The following is a 16,681-nucleotide window of genomic DNA, read 5'->3' on the forward strand; positions in this document are numbered from 1 at the left end:
GGCCGAACGGCCTCAGCGCCCGGGATGCCAGGGCGCGCCCGGGTCGTGCCGGCCGCCCGGTCCGTGGCCGGCACCCGGGCCGTAGCCGTGGCCGGAAGCCGGGCCGTGCCAGCCGGCCGGGCCGTGACCGCCCGGGCCGTAGCCGCTGGGGCCGTAGCCGCCGTGCGGGAAGGCGGGCGGCTGGGCCAGCACCACCGGGATGGGCACCACGGGGTCGTCCGGCGCCTCCACCGGGCGCTGCGAACCGTCCGGGAACCGCAGGTGGTAGCGCTGACCGTCCCAGACCCCGACCGGCGCCTGCGGGTCACGACCGACGAAGAACGACCGGTACGCGGTGATCGCGTCCAGCAGCTCCCGTTCCTCCCGCGCCGTCCGCTCCCGCTCCTCCGGCTTGCGGTCCAGCCCCCGGCGCATCCCGTCGCGCAGCAGCGCCAGGCGGGTCGCGGCGAACTGGTAGCCGCGCATCGCGCGTACCCCGCCGTCACCGGCGACCCGGCGCGCCCACGTACGCGCCGCGTGCCGCCGGCCCAGGCTGCCCAGCGCCGCCACCTCGGGCGGAGTGAGCCAGCCCGCGCGGACGTAGTCCGGCAACGTGCGCTCGGTCAGCCGGCCCTCCCAGGCGCGCAGCCAGACCGCCAGCCCGACCATCGCGAAGAAGATCGGCACCATCACGCCGATGTAGCCGTAGAGCACGATCACGGTCTCGCCGGTGGCCTGGGCCAGCGAGGGCAGCAGGTTCCAGGTGCCGTGCAGGATCATCGCCAGCAGCAGCCCGGCGAGCGGCGCGAGCACCCGCACCCGCCGGTCGGCGGTTCGCGCGGCGACACCCAGCCCGACGCCGGTCATCGACGTGAACAGCGGGTGGGCGAAGCCGAACAGCAGGATCCGGACGATGAAGATCGCGATCACCTGCTGCGCGCCGGTGGCCGGACCGTACTCGTCGGCGCCCGCGCGGTAGCCGTGCCCGCCCAGATAGAGGATGTTCTCCACCATGGCGAAGCCGACCGCGGAGAGCCCGCAGTAGACCAGGCCGTCGGTGATGCCGGAGAACTCCCGCCGCCGGAAGATCAGCACCAGGAGCGGACCGGCCGCCTTGGTCAGCTCCTCGATGAACGGCGCGACCAGCACCGCGGTCAGCGCGACCGGCAGCCCCCGGTCTTCGAACAGCCCCGCGCTGGCCGTGTTCACCAGCAGCGAGATGGCGGTGGAGACGAAGGCCCCCCAGGCGAAGCAGAAGATCAGGTACTTCAGCGGCTCCGGCTCGTAACGGTCGAGCCAGAGGAAGCAGAAGACCAGCACCGGCACCGGCAGGATCGCCGCGATCACGCCGATCAGCAGCGCCTCGGCGCCCAGGCTCTCGCCGAGCGTGAACACCATGAACAGCGCACCGGCCGCGATCAGCAGCACCACGCCGGCCAGCACCAGGAAGCGCCGCCAGCCGAGCCGGCGCAGCGGCATCCGGGGCGCCGGCGCCCCCGGCGGGGCGGCGGGCGCGTGCGGTGGCGGCGGAGCTGCGCCGGGCGGGGTGTCGGCCATGCGGTCAGCGTAGTCACCCACGACCCACTGGTCCGGTCGCATCGTGAGGGCTATGCTCCCGGACAGGTCACGAGCGCCAGCGTCAAGCCCCGGCTTGCTGGCCGGCAACCCTCGTCGAGGTTCGCGGTGGGGTGCCCCGGGTGATGACCGGGCCCGGTGCCGCTCCGCGCGCCGGGCAAGCGCGGACCCCGTCCCGGCACCCCTGGGGTCCCTGTGACCCGGGAGGCTCCGGCATGACCGTCACCCTCGTACCCTCGCTGCCCGTGCTGCCCGCGCCGGTCCGGCCCGACCCGCTCGGCGTGCTCGGCGTACCGGGGGAGATCAACCTGGACCACGCCGCCAGCGCGCCGTGCGCGCGGGCCGCGGCCGACGCGGTGGCCGAGCTTCTGCCCTGGTACGCGAGTGTGCACCGCGGCGCGGGCGCGCTGTCGCGGCGCTGCACGCTCGCCTACGAGCGGGCCCGGCAGACGGTCGGCGACTTCCTGGGCACCCGCCCCGACGATCACGTGATCTTCACGCGGAACACCACCGACGCGCTGAACCTGCTGGCCCGGGCGCTGCCCGCCGGCACCACCGTAATCACGTTCGGTGGCGAGCACCACGCCAACCTGCTGCCCTGGCCGCGCGGCTCGGTACGGCTGCCGGTGCCGGACAGCCCGGCCGGCGCGGTCCGCTCCCTCGCGGCGGCGCTCGGCGAACTCGCCCGCGACGCCCGGCCCGGCCTGCCCGTGCTGGTCGCGGTCACCGGCGCCGGCAACGTCACCGGCGAGTGCTGGCCGGTCGCCGAGCTGGCCCGGGTGGCGCACCGGTACGGCGCCCGCATCCTTGTCGACGCCGCGCAGCTCGCCCCGCACGCCCCGGTAGACCTGACCGCGCTCGACGTGGACTACGTGGCCCTGTCCGGGCACAAGCTGTACGCCCCGTTCGGCGCGGGCGTGCTGGCCGGGCGCGCGGACTGGCTGGACGGGGCGCCGCCGTACCTGGCCGGAGGCGGCGCCACCAGCCACGTCGGCGCCGCGACGCACGAGGTGCGCTGGACGACCGGCCCGGCCCGGCACGAGGCCGGCACGCCGAACCTGCTCGGCGCGGTGGCGCTCGCCGCCGTGTGTGAGGCGCTCGGCGCGGCCGACCGGGACGCGCTGCACGCCCGGGAACAGGCGCTGCTGGCCCGGCTGCGTACCGGGCTGGCCGCGCTGCCGGACGTGGTGGAGCTGCGCGTGTTCGGCCCGGACGCGCCCCGGGTGGGCATCGTCAGCTTCGTGGTCGCCGGGCGGGACTCCGCCGAGGTGGCCGCCCACCTGGCGAGCCGGCACCGGATCGGGGTACGCGACGGCCTGTTCTGTGCGCACCCGCTGACCCGGCGCCTGCTGGCCGAGGCCGCCGCCCGTACCGGCCGCACCGACCTGCCCCCGACCGCCCTACGAGCCAGCCTCGGCCTCGGCACCACGCAGGCGCAGGTGGACACCCTCCTGACCGCCCTGACCCACCTCCCCTAGCCCTCCCCTAGCCCCTCCCACCCACCAGCCGCGCCCCACCCCGTCGATCATGAAGTTGACCGCATCGGAAAGCGCTCTCCCTCCCGTCAACTTCATGATCACCGCGCAGGAGCCCGGGGGGCGGGGTGGGTCAGCCGACGGGTGGGGCTGTGGGCGGGTGGGCGGCGGGGTTGCGGGCTGCGGGTTCGCCCTGGCGGTTCTCGCCGAACGCCTGCCGTACCAGCCGGTTCGCCTCATCCTGCTCGATCCCGGAGGCCACCAACAGGTCGCTCGCCGTGGTACGCACCTGGGCGATCACCACACTGCCGGAGAAGCCGACCCCCTCCGCGTACGCCCGGCCGGCCTCGCTCACCGCGCGCAGCGACCGTTCGCGGGCCTCCTCCGGCTCCTGTCCGGCGGCGAACTCCTGCCGGAGCAGGCGTACCGACTCGGCCAGGTGACCGATCGCGTCCGGCATCGGCTCGGGGACCGGCTCGGCGTCCTCGATCATGGTGACGGCGCGGCGGATCAGCGTGCCGCTGTTGCGCATGGCCCGGTCGATCGGTTCGGCCGCCTCGGCGTAGTGGGTCAGCTCGCTGCGCCGGTGCCAGCGAGCGGGTGACAGCGTGCTCGTCTCCTTGGCGCCCTCGATCGCCTCGGAGAGCGCGGCCAGTTCCTCCTTGTTCTCGCGCAGCCGGAACAGCGCCCGCTGGGCCGCGTCCCGGTCCCGGTCGCGTGCCGCGCCGGCGCAGGCGTCGAGCTGGTCGGCGAGCAGGTCCAGCGCCGGCCGGGCGGCCCGGTTGATCACCCGCAGCGGGTTGAGCGGCAGCAGGATGGCGGTGACCAGCAGCGCGATGCCGCCGCCGAGGAACGCGTCGATGAAGCGGGGGAACTCCAGGTTCTCCGTGGACGGGCTGAGCGTCACGATCAGCACCGCGGTGGCCGCCGCCTGGATGACGATCGCGACGCTCGCCCCGGCGAAGATGCTCAGCAGGATCGCCGAGGTCACGACGAGCGCGAGCTGCCACGCGCCGGTGCCGACGAAGTAGATGAGCGCGTCGCCGACGAGCACGCCCACTGCCACCCCGACGATCAGTTCGACGGTGCGGCGGAACCGTTGCCCCACGGAGGCGGCGAGCGTGCCGACAGCGGAGATCGGGGCGAAGACCGGCTGGGGGTTCTTCAGCAGCCGGTGCGAGATCAGGTACGCCAGGCCGGCGGCGAGCCCCGCCTGCACCGCCAGGCCGAACGCGGTACGGACCCGGTGCAGCCGGTCGTGCAGTGTGGCCTTGCTGCGGTGCCGCAGTTCCTCCATCGCGGAGGCGATCCGCTGGCCGTCACGGTCGCCCGGGCCGTCATGCTGATCGCCGCGACGAAGGAACGGCAGTCGTCGGTCCCGGGCCATGGCGGGTACTACCCGCGACGAACCCGCTGAATCCCCGGTCCGGTCGCGGAGTGGGGCAGACTGCACCCGGTGGACGATCTGACGGCACGGTGGCGGGAGACGGCACGGGCTGCGGGCGCGACCGATCCGGCGGGAGTCGACCGGGCCGGTGCCCGGCTGCTGGCGGGCTGGCGGGAGCCGCACCGGCGCTACCACGACGAGGCGCACCTGCGGGCGGTGCTCGACGTGGTCGACGCGTACGCCGGTCTGGCCCGCCACCCCGACGTGGTCCGGCTGGCGGCGTGGTGCCACGACGCGGTCTACGACCCGCGCGCGGCGGGCGACGCCAACGAGCGGGCCAGCGCCGACCTGGCCGGCGAGCTGCTGGCCGCCGCCGGGCTCCCGGCCGCGACGGTGACCGGGGTACGCCGCCTGGTGCTGCTCACCGCCGGCCACGTGGTCGGGCCGGACGACCCGGACGGCGCGTTGCTCTGCGACGCGGACCTGGCGGTGCTCGCCGCCCCGGCGGAGCGGTACGACAGGTACGCCGCCGCGATCCGCGCCGAGTACGCGCACGTGCCCGAACCGGACTTCCGCACCGGCCGGGCCGCGGTGCTGCGGCACCTGCTCGCCCTGCCGGCGCTGTACCGCTTATCCGAGCCGCACGCCCGCTGGGAGGCCCGGGCGCGGGTCAACCTGTCCCGGGAGCTGGCCGCGCTCGCCTGAGAGGCGGTGCTTCGGGCGGCGCAGGCCGGCGTCACGCAGCAGCCGGACGATCTCCCGCGAGGGCACGACCGTGGCGCCGAGCCACACCGCCGCCCGGAACCGCTCGGCGGGCACGTCGTAGTGGTCCCGGTCGAAGCCGCGCCGGGGCGCACCGAGCATCTCGGCGAACGCGTGCAGCTCGGCGTACGAAACGTCGCTGATCAGGTGCGACCAGAGCCGGCCGCGCCAGGGCACGGCGGGCGGGTCCAGGTAGAGCACGGCAACAGACGGTACGCCGGTAGCCTTCCCGGCATGGCCGCCCATCCCCTCCTCGACGACCTGCGGGCCGCGCTCGGCGACGCCGCCGTGCTGACCGACCCGGACCTGCTGGCCGGGCACGAGCGCGACGAGGCCGACCTGTGCGACTCGGGCACGCCACTGGCGGTGGTGCGTCCCCGCGACACCGACGAGGTGGTGGCGGTGGTCCGGGCGGCCGGGCGGCACGGCGTACCCGTGGTGCCGCAGGGTGCGCGGACCGGGCTGGCCGGCGCGGCGAACGCGATGGCCGGCGCGGTGGTGGTGAGCACCGTGGCGATGGACGCGGTCCGGGAGATCGACCCGGTCGGCCGGATCGCTGTGGTGCAGCCGGGCGTGGTGAACGCGGCGCTCGCCCGCGCGGTACAGGAGCACGGCCTCTGGTATCCGCCGGATCCCGGCTCGTGGGAGTCGTCCACCATCGGCGGCAACGTGGCCACCAACGCCGGCGGCATGTGCTGCGTGAAGTACGGCGTGACCAGCGAGTACGTGCTGGGCCTGGAGGTGGTGCTCGCCTCCGGCGAGGTGCTGCGCACCGGGCGGCGTACCGCCAAGGGGGTCGCCGGGTACGACCTGACCCGCCTGTTCGTGGGTTCGGAAGGCACGCTCGGCGTGATCACCGAGGTGACTGTGGCGTTGCGCCCGGCCCCGGAGGAGTCACTGACCCTGGTCGCGGTCTTCCCCACCGTGGCGACGGCCGGCGGCGCGGTCGCCGGGATCGCCGAGCGTGGGCTCACCCCGAGCCTGCTGGAACTGCTGGACCGGACGCATCTGCGGGCGATCGAGGCGTACCGGCCGATGGGTCTGCGCACCGACGCCGAGGCGCTGCTGCTCGCCGCCGTGGACACCGGCGTGCGGGCCGCCGACGACCTGGCCCGGCTGGCCGAGGTGTGCACGGCGGCGGGCGCCGACGAGGTCTACGCGGCCACCGACGCGACCGAGGCCGCGGCCCTGCTCCAGGCGCGGCGACTGGCCCACCCGGCGATGGAGCGATTCGCGGCCGAGACGTTCCCGGGCGGCAACGGCGGCCTGGTCATCGACGACGTGGCGGTGCCGCGCGGCCGGCTGGCGGAGCTGCTGGACGGGGTGGCCCGGATCGCCGAGGCGTGCCAGGTGCCGATCGGGGTGGTCGGCCACGCGGGCGACGGCAACATGCACCCCAACATCGTGGTCGACCGGGCCGATCCGGCGAGCCTGGCCCGGGGGCGGCGGGCCTTCGACGAGATCATGCGGCTGGGGCTGGAACTGGGCGGCACCTGCACCGGTGAGCACGGCGTCGGCCTGCTGAAGCGGGACTGGCTGGCCCGCGAGATCGGCCCGGTGGGCGTACGCGTGCACCAGGCGATCAAGGCGGCGCTGGACCCGGCGGGGCTGCTCAACCCCGGCAAGGTGTTCTAGCCCTTGTCCTCGGCCGGTGTGGCCTGGGTGACGAGCAGCAGCACGTCGTAGGCCACCTTCGGCTTCGGCTCGCCCGGGCAGTCCTGGATGGTGACGGTCAGGTCCGGCGGCACGAGCAGCGTCGAGGTCAGCACGCCGATGCAGCCCTGCTTGTAGCCGCGGGCCTGGTCGGTCTCCTTCGCGATCGCCGGGTCCGCGAGCATCCGCTGGAGCCGCTTGGTCTGCTCCGGGCTCAACGTGCCGGTGGCGTCCACGCCGTCACCGGCGCAGTCGCGGCACTGCCAGCGACCCGACGGGTCGACCTCCAGGTTGCGGACCGGGCCGTCGCCGAGCCGCTGCACCAGGGAGACGCGCCTGCCGTCCGGTGTCGGACTGGCCGTGCCCGCCGCCCCGGGTGTGGTGGCGCCCTCCGCCCGGCCGAAGGAGCAGCCGGTCAGAGCCAGCAGGACCACGACGCACAGGGCGGGGACGCGCAACCAGGATGGGCGAACCACGCCGGGAAACCTACACTTCCGTAGGTAGCGCGCACTACCGGCCGAGCGGCCCGGGTCGGGGATCCCCTACCTGGGGGAGGCCGGAAGTTCAACGCCCGGGCCGTCGGTGCCCCGGTCGGCCGCGAACCCGCGCACGTCGGGCGCGCCGAGGCGGGCCGCGTCGGCCGCGATGTCGTCCGTCATGAGCTGCGACTCCCGCTCGGCCAGCACCCGCGCCCGGTAGTGGGCGACCTCCCGGTCCCGGGTCGCCGCGTCCCAGCCGAGCACCGCGCCCATCAGCTCCGCGGCGTGCTCCGCCGACTCCAGGCCGCGGTGGCTGGTCTCGATCGAGATCCGGGTACGCCGGGTGAGCACGTCCTCCAGGTGCAGCGCGCCCTCGGCGCGGGCGGCGTACGTCACCTCGGCGGCGAGGTATTCCGGTGCGCCCGCCAGCGGCGAGCCGAGCAGCGGATCGGCGTCGACCAGGGCGAGCAGGTCGAGCGTGAGGGTGCCGTAGCGCTCCAGCAGGTGCTCGACCACGCCGACCGCCACCCCGTGCCGGCGGGCCAGGTCGGCCCGGTCCCGCCACATGGCCGCGTACCCGTCGGCGCCGAGCAGCGGCAGGTCGGCGGTACGCGAGGGGCGGGTCCGGCCGAGCCGGTGCATCGCGCGGTCGACCACGTCGGAGGCCATCACCCGGTAGGTGGTGTACTTGCCGCCGGCGACCAGCAGCAGGCCGAGCATCGGCTCCACCACCGCGTGCTCGCGGGAGAGCTTGGAGGTGGAGTCCGCCTCGCCGGCCAGCAGCGGGCGCAGCCCGGCGTAGACGCCCTCGATGTCGGCGGTGGTCAGCGGCCGGTCCAGCACCTCGTTGACCTGCGACAACAGGTAGTCGATGTCGCTCGCGGTCGCGGCCGGGTGAGACCGGTCGAGTTGCCAGTCCGTGTCGGTGGTGCCGATGATCCAGTGCCCGCCCCAGGGGATCACGAACAACACGCTCGTCGCGGTACGCAGGATCAGGCCGGTCTCGCCGACGATCGCCGAGCGGGGCACCACGAGGTGCACCCCCTTCGACGCCCGGACCCGCAGCTTCGGGCGCAGCCCGACGTCGTTGAGCATCCGCGACATGTCGTCGCTCCACACGCCGGTGGCGGCGATCACGGTGCGGGCGCGTACCTCGAACTCGGCGTCCGGCGAACCGGCGGGCGCCTCCAGGTCGCGGACCCGCACGCCGGTGACCTCCCGGGCCTGGCGGATCAGGCCGACCGCGCGGGCGCTCGTCACCACTGTCGCGCCGAGGCTGGCCGCAGTGCGCGCCAGCGTCACCACCAGGCGGGCGTCGTCGACCTGACCGTCGTAGTAGCGGATCGCGCCGGCCAGCTTGTCCGGGCGCAGGCTGGGGAAGATCCGGCGGGTGCCCTCGCGGGTGAGGTGCCGGTGCAGCGGCATGCCGCGCCCGCCGCCGAACACCCCGGCGAACGCGTCGTACGCGGCCACGCCGAGGCCGTAGTAGGAGCGGCGGAAGAAGCGCCGGGGCAGGTCACGCGCGCCGCCCTCGGCCGGGAGCGGCACCAGGATCGGCACCGGCCGGACCAGGTGCGGCGCGAGCCGCGTGGCGAGCAGGCCGCGCTCGGTCAGCGCCTCGTGGACCAGGTGGAACTCCAGCTGCTCCAGGTAGCGCAGGCCGCCGTGGATCAGCTTGCTGGACCGGCTGGACGTGCCGGCGGCGTAGTCGCGCGCCTCCACCAGGGCGACCTTCAGCCCTCGGGACGCGGCGTCGAGCGCGGCGCCCGCTCCGGTCACGCCACCGCCGATGACCAGCACGTCGAACCGCTCGGCCCGGAGCCGGCGCAGGTCGTCGGCGCGGCGCTCGGCGGAGAGCCGGCCGGCCGTGGATCGGGACACACTCGGGTCACGCACCAGTCAACCGTAACCGTCCCGGGCGCGCCGCGACACGTCCCGGCCGTACCGTGATGACCATGCTGACCGGCCCGCCGCCCGCCCCCGTACCGCCGCCGCCACCGCGCGAGACCGGTCCGTGGCCGGTCGTCGCGGCGGTGGCGACCGGGGTGTGGATCGTGCTGGTCACCGTGCCGGGCCAGATCACCGGCTGGCTGGTCGACCAGGTGGCGCTGGTGATCGGCGCGGACCGGCCGGTGGCGGGCTGGCCGGTGGTCGCGGTGGCCACAGTGCTGCTGGCCGGCGGCCCGGCACTGGCGCTCGCGCTCGCGCCCCGCTCCCCCGCGCTGCGGGCGACCGGCCGGGCCTGGACCGCTGCCGTGGTCGCGCTCGGCGCGACCACGCTGCTGCGGACGGTGCCGCCGGTGCACCACGAGGCGTACCTGGCCGCGCTCGCGGTGACCGCCGCGGCGCTCGCGCTCGCCGCCGTCCGGCTCGGCCGCGTCCGGCCGCCGGTCGTGGTGGACGCGGTCCCGGAGGGCCGGTTCGGGCCGGTGTCGCTGCTGGCGATCGCGGCCGGTCTGGCCGTGCTGCTGCCCTGGGCCTGGGTGGGCGCGCTGGGCGGTGCGCTGGAGACGCTGCTCGCCGGCCTGGCCGCCGCCGCGCTGGGCGCGCTCGCCGGGGCGCTTCTCGGCGCCGGCTTCTGGGCCGCGTTCGGTCCGGGTCCGGCCCGGCTGGTGCTGGTCGGCGGTCTGGTCGCGGGCGTGGCGCTGACGCCGCTCGCGGCCGGTGCCGGGCAGTCGGGCGTGCAGTTGCCGGCGCTGCTCCTGCTGCCGCCGCTCGGTTTCGTGCTGGCCGCGCTGGAGGCGGCGGCCCGTCACGCGGGCCGCCCGGCCGGGTCCGCGCCGGCACGCCGGCTGGTCGGGCTCGCCCTCCTCGGCCCGCTCGCCTTCACCGACCCGGAGGAGGTCAGCCTCCTGCTCTCCGCCACCCGCGACACGCCGTTCTGGGTCGCGGTGGGCACCGGCGTGGCGTTCGCCGTCGCGGTCGTCCTGGCCGTCGGGTACGGCGTGCTGCTCGCCCGGTCCCGCGCCCGCGCGCCCCGGCTCGGTCCGGCCGCGCTGGCCGCCGCCGCGCTGCTCGCCGCCGTCGCCGTGGTGTACGTCGTCCCCGGCCGGCCGGGACTGTACGGCGAGCGGCTGCTCGTGGTGCTGCGCGAGCAGGCCGACCTGACCGGCCTGCCGGCCGGGACGCCGGGCCGGGCCGGGCGGGACGCCCGGGCGACCGAGGTCTACCGGCGGCTGGTGGCCACCGCCGACCGCACGCAGGGCGACCTGCGCCGCACGCTGACCGGGATGCGGCTGAACCCGACGCCGTACTACCTGGTGAACGCGATCGAGACGGACGGCGGTCCGGCGGTACGGGCCTGGCTGTCCAGCCGTCCCGAGGTGGCCCGGGTGCTGGTCAGCCAGCGGCTGCGCCCGCTGCCCGCGCCGGCCCCGCAGGCGCGCGGCGACGCGCCGGCACCGGCCGGCCCGGCCTGGAACGTCTCGCTGATCGGCGCGGACCGGGTCTGGTCCGAGCTGGGCGTCACCGGGTCCGGCGTGGTGGTGGGCAGCTCCGACTCCGGGGTGGACGGCCGGCACCCGGCGCTCGCGGACGGCTTCCGGGGCGGCGACGACTCGTGGTACGACCCGTGGGAGGGCCGCCGCTCCCCGGCCGACCGGGGTGGCCACGGCACCCACACGCTCGGCAGCGCGGTGGGCCGGGACGGGATCGGCGTGGCCCCGGGCGCGAGCTGGGTCGGCTGCGTCAACCTGGACCGCAACATGGGCAGCCCGGCCCGCTACCTCGACTGCCTCCAGTTCATGCTGGCCCCGTTCCCCGAAGGCGGGGACCCGCTCACCGACGGCCGTCCCTCCCGCGCCCCGGACGTGCTCACCAACTCGTGGGGCTGCCCGCCGGTGGAGGGGTGCGACCCGGGTGCGCTGCGACCGGCGACCGCCGCGCTGACCGCGGCGGGCATCCTCGTGGTGGCCGCGGCGGGGAACACCGGCCCGTCGTGCGGCTCGATCGCGGACGCGCCCGCGCCGTACCCGGACGTGCTGACCGTCGGGGCGGTGGACCGGCAGCGGCGCGTCACCGAGTTCTCCAGCCGCGGCCCGGCGCCGGACGGCCGGGCCAAGCCGGACCTGGTCGCCCCCGGTGCCGCGGTGCTCTCCGCGATGCCGGGCGGCGGGTACGCCACCCTGGACGGCACCTCGATGGCGACGCCGCAGGTCGCGGGCGTGGTGGCGCTGATGTGGTCGGCGAATCCGGCGCTGGTCGGGGACCTGGAACGGACCCGGGCAATCCTGGGCGATACCGCGCAGCCGGTCGCCCGGCCCGCCGGGGCGGACGCCTGCGGCGGACCGCAGGACGTCTCCGGCGCCGGGCTGGTGGACGCGTACGCGGCGGTGCGCGCGGCCCGGTCCGCGGCGACCGGTTAACAACCCTGTCCATTGGCCTGCCGATGTTCTAGGGTCGGCGTCCATGGACGTGGAGATCATCGAGCTTGGCCGGGACCGGCTGCCCGAGGTGGTCGAGCTGTGCCGGCTGTCGCTCGACCTGCCGGAGGACGCGGCCGAGGCGTCAGCGGTGGTGCTCACCGTGGCGGAGCGGGCCGAGGCCGACCGCCCGGTGCTGCGCCTCGGCGCGGTACGCGACGGCGCGCTGGTGGGCGTACTCGTCGGGTCGCTGTCGGCGGCCGATCCGCGCCTGGGCCACGTCGACCTGGTCGCGGTGGCGCCGATGGACCGCCGCCAGGGTGTGGGCGGGGCGCTGCTGGCCGAGGCGGAGAGCCGGCTCGGCGCGCTCGGGGCGGCCGAGGTGCTGCTCGCCGGCAACCCGCCGCACTACGTCTGGCCGGGCATCGACGTGCGCTACACGCCGGCGGTCTGCGCCGCGCAGCGGCTCGGCTACCGGCAGGACCGTACCGCCTGGAACATGACCGCCGACCTGTCCGAGGGGTCGGCGGCGCTGCGTCCGACCGGGGCCGCCGAGCAGCGGCTGGCCGGGCGGGGCGTGACGGTACGCCGGGCCGCCGCCGACGACCTGCCGGCGCTCGCCGCGTTCGCCCGGTCCACGTTCGGCGGCGCCTGGGACGGTGAGCTGGCCGGTTCGCTGGGGCGGCCGGACGCGGGTGCGCACCTCGCCGAGCGGGACGGCGAGATCCTCGGGTTCGCCGCGTACGGGTCGGCGCGGCCGAGCTGGTTCGGGCCGATGGGCACCGCACCGGCGGCAGAGGGATCCGGGATCGGTGGCGTGCTGTTGCGCCGCTGCCTGCGCGACCAGGCGGCCGCCGGGATCACCGCGGCGCAGATCGGCTGGGTCGGACCGGTGCCGTTCTACTCGAACGCGGCCGGGGCCCGGATCGAGCGGGTGTTCTTCCTCTACCGGAAAGCCATCAAAGGGGCATAGACGTCAATAGCGCCATTCGGCCTCCTTCGCCATCGACCGGGCTCTACGGTCGGAGCAGAGGAGGCGGTGCATGACCACGAATGACGAACGGGCCGAGGATCCGGCGGCGGCCCGGCACCCGGCCGACGAGCTTCCCGGCCAGCTCCCGTTCGACCGGCTCGACGTCGGCGACGCCGAGCAGCTCGCCGAGCTCACCGGCACCGACGGGCCACCGGTGGAGGAGCAACGGCAGCCGGTGGACGAGCCGAGGCGGCCGCCACCGCCGTACGACAGGGCGCACAAGCGGCGCAACCAGCGCCCGCTGCCCACCTGAGCCGGGTACGCGGAAAGGGGGCGGACCGCTGACGCGGCCCGCCCCCTTCGGCGTAACTGGGTGGAGCTGGACTCAGAAGTCCATCTCCCCGCCACCCGGACCGGCCGGGGCGGCCGGGGCCTTCTCCGGCTTGTCCGCCACGACGGCCTCGGTGGTGAGGAACAGCGCGGCGATCGAGGCGGCGTTCTGCAGCGCGGAACGGGTCACCTTGGCCGGGTCGATGATGCCCGCGGCCAGCAGGTCCACGTACTCGCCGGTCGCGGCGTTGAGGCCGTGACCCGGGTCGAGGTTGCGGACGCGCTCGACGACGACGCCACCCTCCATGCCGGCGTTGACGGCGATCTGCCGCAGCGGGGCGTCCAGCGCGATCTTGACGATCTGCGCGCCGGTGGCCTCGTCGCCGGCCAGGTCCAGCTTGTCGAAGGCGGTCTTGCCGGCCTGCACCAGCGCGACGCCACCACCCGGGACGATGCCCTCCTCGACGGCGGCCTTCGCGTTGCGGACGGCGTCCTCGATGCGGTGCTTGCGCTCCTTCAGCTCGACCTCGGTGGCCGCGCCGACCTTGATCACCGCAACACCGCCGGCCAGCTTGGCCAGACGCTCCTGCAGCTTCTCCCGGTCGTAGTCGGAGTCGCTCTTGTCGATCTCGGCCCGGATCTGGTTCACCCGGCCCTGGATCTGCTCGGCGTCGCCGGCACCGTCGACGATGGTGGTCTCGTCCTTGGTCACCACGACCTTGCGGGCGCGGCCCAGCATCTCGAGGCCGGTCGCGTCCAGCTTGAGGCCGACCTCCTCGCTGATGACCTGGCCACCGGTGAGGATGGCGATGTCGGTCAGCATGGCCTTGCGGCGGTCACCGAAGCCCGGCGCCTTGACGGCGACCGACTTGAAGGTGCCACGGACCTTGTTGACCACCAGGGTGGCGAGGGCCTCGCCCTCCAGGTCCTCGGCGATGATCAGCAGCGGCTTGCCCGACTGCATGACCTTCTCCAGGATCGGGAGCAGGTCCTTCACCGACGAGATCTTGCTGTTGACGATCAGGATGTACGGGTCGTCGAAGACGGCCTCCATACGCTCCGGGTCGGTCATGAAGTAGGCGGAGATGTAGCCCTTGTCGAAGCGCATGCCCTCGGTGAGCTCGAGCTCCAGGCCGAAGGTGTTGCTCTCCTCGACGGTGATGACACCTTCCTTGCCCACCTTGTCCATCGCCTCGGCGATGATCTCGCCGACGCTGGGGTCGGCGGCGGAGATGGAGGCGGTGGAGGCGATCTGCTCCTTGGTCTCCACGTCCTTGGCGAGCTTGAGCAGCTCCTCCGAGACGTTGGCCACGGCCGCCTCGATGCCCCGCTTCAGGGCCATCGGGTTGGCGCCGGCGGCCACGTTGCGCAGACCCTCACGGACCAGGGCCTGGGCCAGGACGGTCGCCGTCGTCGTGCCGTCACCGGCGACGTCGTCGGTCTTCTTCGCGACCTCCTTGACCAGCTCGGCGCCGATCTTCTCGTACGGGTCCTCGAGCTCGATCTCCTTGGCGATGCTCACACCATCGTTGGTGATGGTGGGGGCACCCCACTTCTTCTCGAGCACGACGTTGCGGCCCTTGGGGCCGAGGGTCACCTTCACGGCGTCGGCGAGCTGGTTCATGCCCCGCTCGAGGCCGCGGCGCGCCTCTTCGTCGAACGCGATCATCTTGGCCATACGGCGTTGTCCTCCTGGACACTCACGGGCCACCCGGATGCCCGGATGGGCCGTCTGGTGTACGCACCTTGGGGACGTCGCCACCTGGCGACGACGACGTCTCCTCGGTCGGGCCGGACAGCCCGCGACGACCGGCCTCGTACCGCCCCGGCGCCCTATCGGACACCGGCGCGGCCGTGGCCCTACCGCCCCGACCTTCTGGCACTCACCGTACGCGAGTGCCAATGACTTGTTTAGCACTCTCCCTAGCCGAGTGCAAGCACGACAGCCCCGCTCAGCCGAGTTCCGCCGCCAGCCGGGCCGCGTTCACCGGGCCTTCCTGAGCCCGCTGTTCGGCGTACGTGACGACCAGCCCGACCTGCTGCGCCAGGTACGCCGGGGCAGCCAGCAGGGCGCCGAACACGGCGAACGCCACGGCGCCGATCGCGGTGCCGACGGCGTTCATCGGCTCGACACCGAACGCCGCCCCGCTGATCCCGCCCACCACGGCGTCGAGCACCGTTGCCGCGAGGAGTACCGCGATCACCAGCGCGACCCGGCCCAGCACCATGCCGAACCGGTTGTGGAACATCCGCCACGCCCGCCCGATCGGCTCCCGCCGCTCGAACAGGTAGACCGGGCCGAACAGGGCCAGCGCGAACGTGACGTAGATGCCGGGCAGCACGCACAGACAGGTGCCGAGCATGGCCAGCAGCGAGACCAGGAGGGTCCAGCCCCACAGGCCGAGCGCACGGCGCATCCCGTACCGGAAGGCGGCGCCGAGTCCAGTCGGCTCGCCGGCCGCCTGGCGGGCGACCACCCAGGTGCCGGCGGCCCAGCCCGTCGCCTGGAGCAGGCCGAAGACCAAGCCGGCGGCCAGGAGCACGCCGTAGAAGGCGAACATCTGCCCCCAGAAACCGGCCGGCAGCACCGGCGCGCCGTCCGGGGCGGTCGCCAGCTCGCCCTCCGGGCTGAAGACGAGCGTGAGGACGCCGATCACCGCCGCCGGGACCACCTGGGTGAGCAGCACGATCGGCAGCAGTTGCCGCCAGCCGCGCCGCAGCGCCGCGGTGCAGCGGGCGAACCAGGGACCGATGCCCGCGTGCGGCGGGTTGACGAGCGGATCCTGCGGGTCGATGCCGGGATACCAACCGGCGTACGCCCCGGGACCGGCCGGCACCGGGTACGCCGCACCGGGGGCCGGGTAGGCCGCGCCGGGCATCGGATAGCCCGGGTACGCGGGGCCGCCGCCCCAGCCCGGCGGCGGAGTACCCGGCGGAGCGGTCCAGCCCTGGGGTGGAGTGCCCGGCGCGGTCCAGCCCTGGGGTGGAGTGCCCGGCGCGGTCCAGCCCTGGGGTGGAGTGCCCGGCGCGGTCCAGCCCTGCGGGGTGTGGCCGGGTGGGACGTCGCCCGGCGCGGTCCAGCCGGGCGGGGCGCCCCAGGCGGGTTGGCCGGCCGGGTTCGGGACGCCGGGCTGCGGGCTGTCGTACCCCGGCTGGTCGGGCACGATCGGCACGGGGCCGGTATGACCGGCCCACGGGTCGGCGCCGGACGCGCCGGAGCCGGGCGTGGCCCCTCCGGTGGCCCCAGACGGTCCCGGTGCCGGATCGGCAGCAGGAGGCGGGGGCGCGGTCGGGTCGGCCGGAGGGCCGGACGCCGCCGGCTCGGTGGAACCCGACGGGGGCAGATCGGACATGGGCCCTCCTCAGCGACTACGGCTGGAACGGCTCATGATCTTCCATGGTGGCCGGCCGCAACGCAGCCCCCGGTCCGGGGTCCGATTGCGGGAGCACCGCCCGCCGCGGTTCAGGCGATGACGCGGACCCGCTCGGCCTGCGGACCCTTCTGCCCCTGCGCGATCTCGAACTCGACCCGCTGACCGTCGTCGAGCGCCTTGTAGCCGTCCATCTCGATCGCGGAGAAGTGGACGAAGACGTCCTGCCCGCCGTCGACGGCGATGAAGCCGTAGCCCTTTTCGGCGTTGAACCACTTCACGGTGCCCTGTGCCACGGTGCACTTCCTCACTCTGCGCGGCGTTCCAACACCCGGA

14 protein-coding genes and 1 riboswitch are annotated in these 16,681 nt (G+C 75.0%); of the genes, 6 read left to right on the forward strand and 8 right to left on the reverse strand.

Annotated elements, in window-relative coordinates; translation table 11 throughout:
• Nucleotides 1-12: 12 nt before the first annotated feature.
• Complete coding sequence (locus ACN27D_RS11185; RefSeq protein WP_244933183.1) at nt 13-1,578, reverse strand: PrsW family intramembrane metalloprotease; 1,566 nt, start codon at nt 1,576-1,578, stop codon at nt 13-15.
• A gap of 23 nt (nt 1,579-1,601) precedes the next feature.
• Nucleotides 1,602-1,724, forward strand: a riboswitch (SAM riboswitch).
• Nucleotides 1,725-1,769: 45 nt separating this feature from the next.
• Between ACN27D_RS11185 and ACN27D_RS11190 the strand changes: the two genes are divergently transcribed.
• Nucleotides 1,770-3,032 (forward strand): aminotransferase class V-fold PLP-dependent enzyme, encoded by a 1,263-nt coding sequence (locus ACN27D_RS11190; protein ID WP_421499059.1) that lies wholly within the window; start codon nt 1,770-1,772, stop codon nt 3,030-3,032.
• A 130-nt stretch (nt 3,033-3,162) separates the two neighbouring features.
• Here the strand turns inward: ACN27D_RS11190 and ACN27D_RS11195 are convergent, their stop codons facing one another.
• The gene (locus tag ACN27D_RS11195; RefSeq protein ID WP_120572897.1) at nt 3,163-4,416 is read right to left on the reverse strand and encodes an FUSC family protein; all 1,254 of its coding nucleotides are present in this window, start codon (nt 4,414-4,416) and stop codon (nt 3,163-3,165) included.
• 69 nt (nt 4,417-4,485) lie between these two features.
• On the opposite strand from ACN27D_RS11195, the gene ACN27D_RS11200 reads away from it, so the two are divergent.
• On the forward strand, nt 4,486-5,121 hold the full coding sequence (locus ACN27D_RS11200) for a metal-dependent phosphohydrolase (protein WP_358174182.1): 636 nt from the start codon (nt 4,486-4,488) through the stop codon (nt 5,119-5,121).
• On the opposite strand, the gene ACN27D_RS11205 is transcribed toward ACN27D_RS11200, so the two are convergent.
• The gene (locus tag ACN27D_RS11205; protein WP_120574115.1) at nt 5,047-5,379 is read right to left on the reverse strand and encodes a DUF4031 domain-containing protein; all 333 of its coding nucleotides are present in this window, start codon (nt 5,377-5,379) and stop codon (nt 5,047-5,049) included. The genes ACN27D_RS11200 and ACN27D_RS11205 overlap by 75 nt on opposite strands.
• A gap of 33 nt (nt 5,380-5,412) precedes the next feature.
• Here ACN27D_RS11205 and ACN27D_RS11210 point away from each other — a divergent pair, with 33 nt between their 5' ends.
• Nucleotides 5,413-6,813 (forward strand): FAD-binding oxidoreductase, encoded by a 1,401-nt coding sequence (locus ACN27D_RS11210; protein WP_421499060.1) that lies wholly within the window; start codon nt 5,413-5,415, stop codon nt 6,811-6,813.
• On the opposite strand, the gene ACN27D_RS11215 is transcribed toward ACN27D_RS11210, so the two are convergent.
• Nucleotides 6,810-7,307, reverse strand: a complete 498-nt coding sequence (locus ACN27D_RS11215; RefSeq protein WP_120572894.1) for a hypothetical protein — start codon at nt 7,305-7,307, stop codon at nt 6,810-6,812. The genes ACN27D_RS11210 and ACN27D_RS11215 overlap by 4 nt on opposite strands.
• Before the next feature lie 66 nt (nt 7,308-7,373).
• Nucleotides 7,374-9,191, reverse strand: a complete 1,818-nt coding sequence (locus ACN27D_RS11220) for a glycerol-3-phosphate dehydrogenase/oxidase (protein ID WP_121686490.1) — start codon at nt 9,189-9,191, stop codon at nt 7,374-7,376.
• 68 nt (nt 9,192-9,259) lie between these two features.
• Between ACN27D_RS11220 and ACN27D_RS11225 the strand changes: the two genes are divergently transcribed.
• The 3 genes from ACN27D_RS11225 to ACN27D_RS11235 all read left to right on the forward strand — a co-directional run bounded on the left by ACN27D_RS11225 (nt 9,260) and on the right by ACN27D_RS11235 (nt 12,957).
• Nucleotides 9,260-11,674: a S8 family serine peptidase gene (locus tag ACN27D_RS11225; RefSeq protein ID WP_421499061.1), complete on the forward strand. Its 2,415-nt coding sequence runs from the start codon at nt 9,260-9,262 to the stop codon at nt 11,672-11,674.
• Nucleotides 11,675-11,717: 43 nt separating this feature from the next.
• Complete coding sequence (locus ACN27D_RS11230) at nt 11,718-12,644, forward strand: GNAT family N-acetyltransferase (protein WP_421499062.1); 927 nt, start codon at nt 11,718-11,720, stop codon at nt 12,642-12,644.
• A gap of 70 nt (nt 12,645-12,714) precedes the next feature.
• Complete coding sequence (locus ACN27D_RS11235) at nt 12,715-12,957, forward strand: hypothetical protein (protein ID WP_421499063.1); 243 nt, start codon at nt 12,715-12,717, stop codon at nt 12,955-12,957.
• 72 nt (nt 12,958-13,029) lie between these two features.
• On the opposite strand, the gene groL is transcribed toward ACN27D_RS11235, so the two are convergent.
• The 3 genes from groL to ACN27D_RS11250 form a co-directional block, all read right to left on the reverse strand.
• Nucleotides 13,030-14,652 (reverse strand): chaperonin GroEL, encoded by a 1,623-nt coding sequence (gene groL, locus ACN27D_RS11240; protein WP_421499064.1) that lies wholly within the window; start codon nt 14,650-14,652, stop codon nt 13,030-13,032.
• A 274-nt stretch (nt 14,653-14,926) separates the two neighbouring features.
• Complete coding sequence (locus ACN27D_RS11245) at nt 14,927-16,327, reverse strand: hypothetical protein (RefSeq protein ID WP_421499065.1); 1,401 nt, start codon at nt 16,325-16,327, stop codon at nt 14,927-14,929.
• A 110-nt stretch (nt 16,328-16,437) separates the two neighbouring features.
• Complete coding sequence (locus ACN27D_RS11250) at nt 16,438-16,641, reverse strand: cold-shock protein (protein ID WP_013288855.1); 204 nt, start codon at nt 16,639-16,641, stop codon at nt 16,438-16,440.
• Nucleotides 16,642-16,681 lie beyond the last annotated feature (40 nt).

Origin of the sequence: Micromonospora sp. WMMD1274, assembly GCF_049179035.1 — a bacterium.
In the GTDB taxonomy this organism is placed as follows: domain Bacteria; phylum Actinomycetota; class Actinomycetes; order Mycobacteriales; family Micromonosporaceae; genus Micromonospora; species Micromonospora tulbaghiae.

What these genes read in the sequence shown, in the direction of transcription:
- ACN27D_RS11185 (WP_244933183.1), bottom strand. Translation starts at nt 1,578, where the DNA reads ATGCGACCGGACCAGTGGGTCGTGGGTGACTACGCTGACCGCATGGCC.
- ACN27D_RS11190 (WP_421499059.1), top strand. Translation starts at nt 1,770, where the DNA reads ATGACCGTCACCCTCGTACCCTCGCTGCCCGTGCTGCCCGCGCCGGTC.
- ACN27D_RS11195 (WP_120572897.1), bottom strand. Translation starts at nt 4,416, where the DNA reads ATGGCCCGGGACCGACGACTGCCGTTCCTTCGTCGCGGCGATCAGCAT.
- ACN27D_RS11210 (WP_421499060.1), top strand. Translation starts at nt 5,413, where the DNA reads ATGGCCGCCCATCCCCTCCTCGACGACCTGCGGGCCGCGCTCGGCGAC.
- ACN27D_RS11225 (WP_421499061.1), top strand. Translation starts at nt 9,260, where the DNA reads ATGACCATGCTGACCGGCCCGCCGCCCGCCCCCGTACCGCCGCCGCCA.
- ACN27D_RS11230 (WP_421499062.1), top strand. Translation starts at nt 11,718, where the DNA reads ATGGACGTGGAGATCATCGAGCTTGGCCGGGACCGGCTGCCCGAGGTG.
- ACN27D_RS11235 (WP_421499063.1), top strand. Translation starts at nt 12,715, where the DNA reads ATGACCACGAATGACGAACGGGCCGAGGATCCGGCGGCGGCCCGGCAC.
- groL (WP_421499064.1), bottom strand. Translation starts at nt 14,652, where the DNA reads ATGGCCAAGATGATCGCGTTCGACGAAGAGGCGCGCCGCGGCCTCGAG.
- ACN27D_RS11245 (WP_421499065.1), bottom strand. Translation starts at nt 16,327, where the DNA reads ATGTCCGATCTGCCCCCGTCGGGTTCCACCGAGCCGGCGGCGTCCGGC.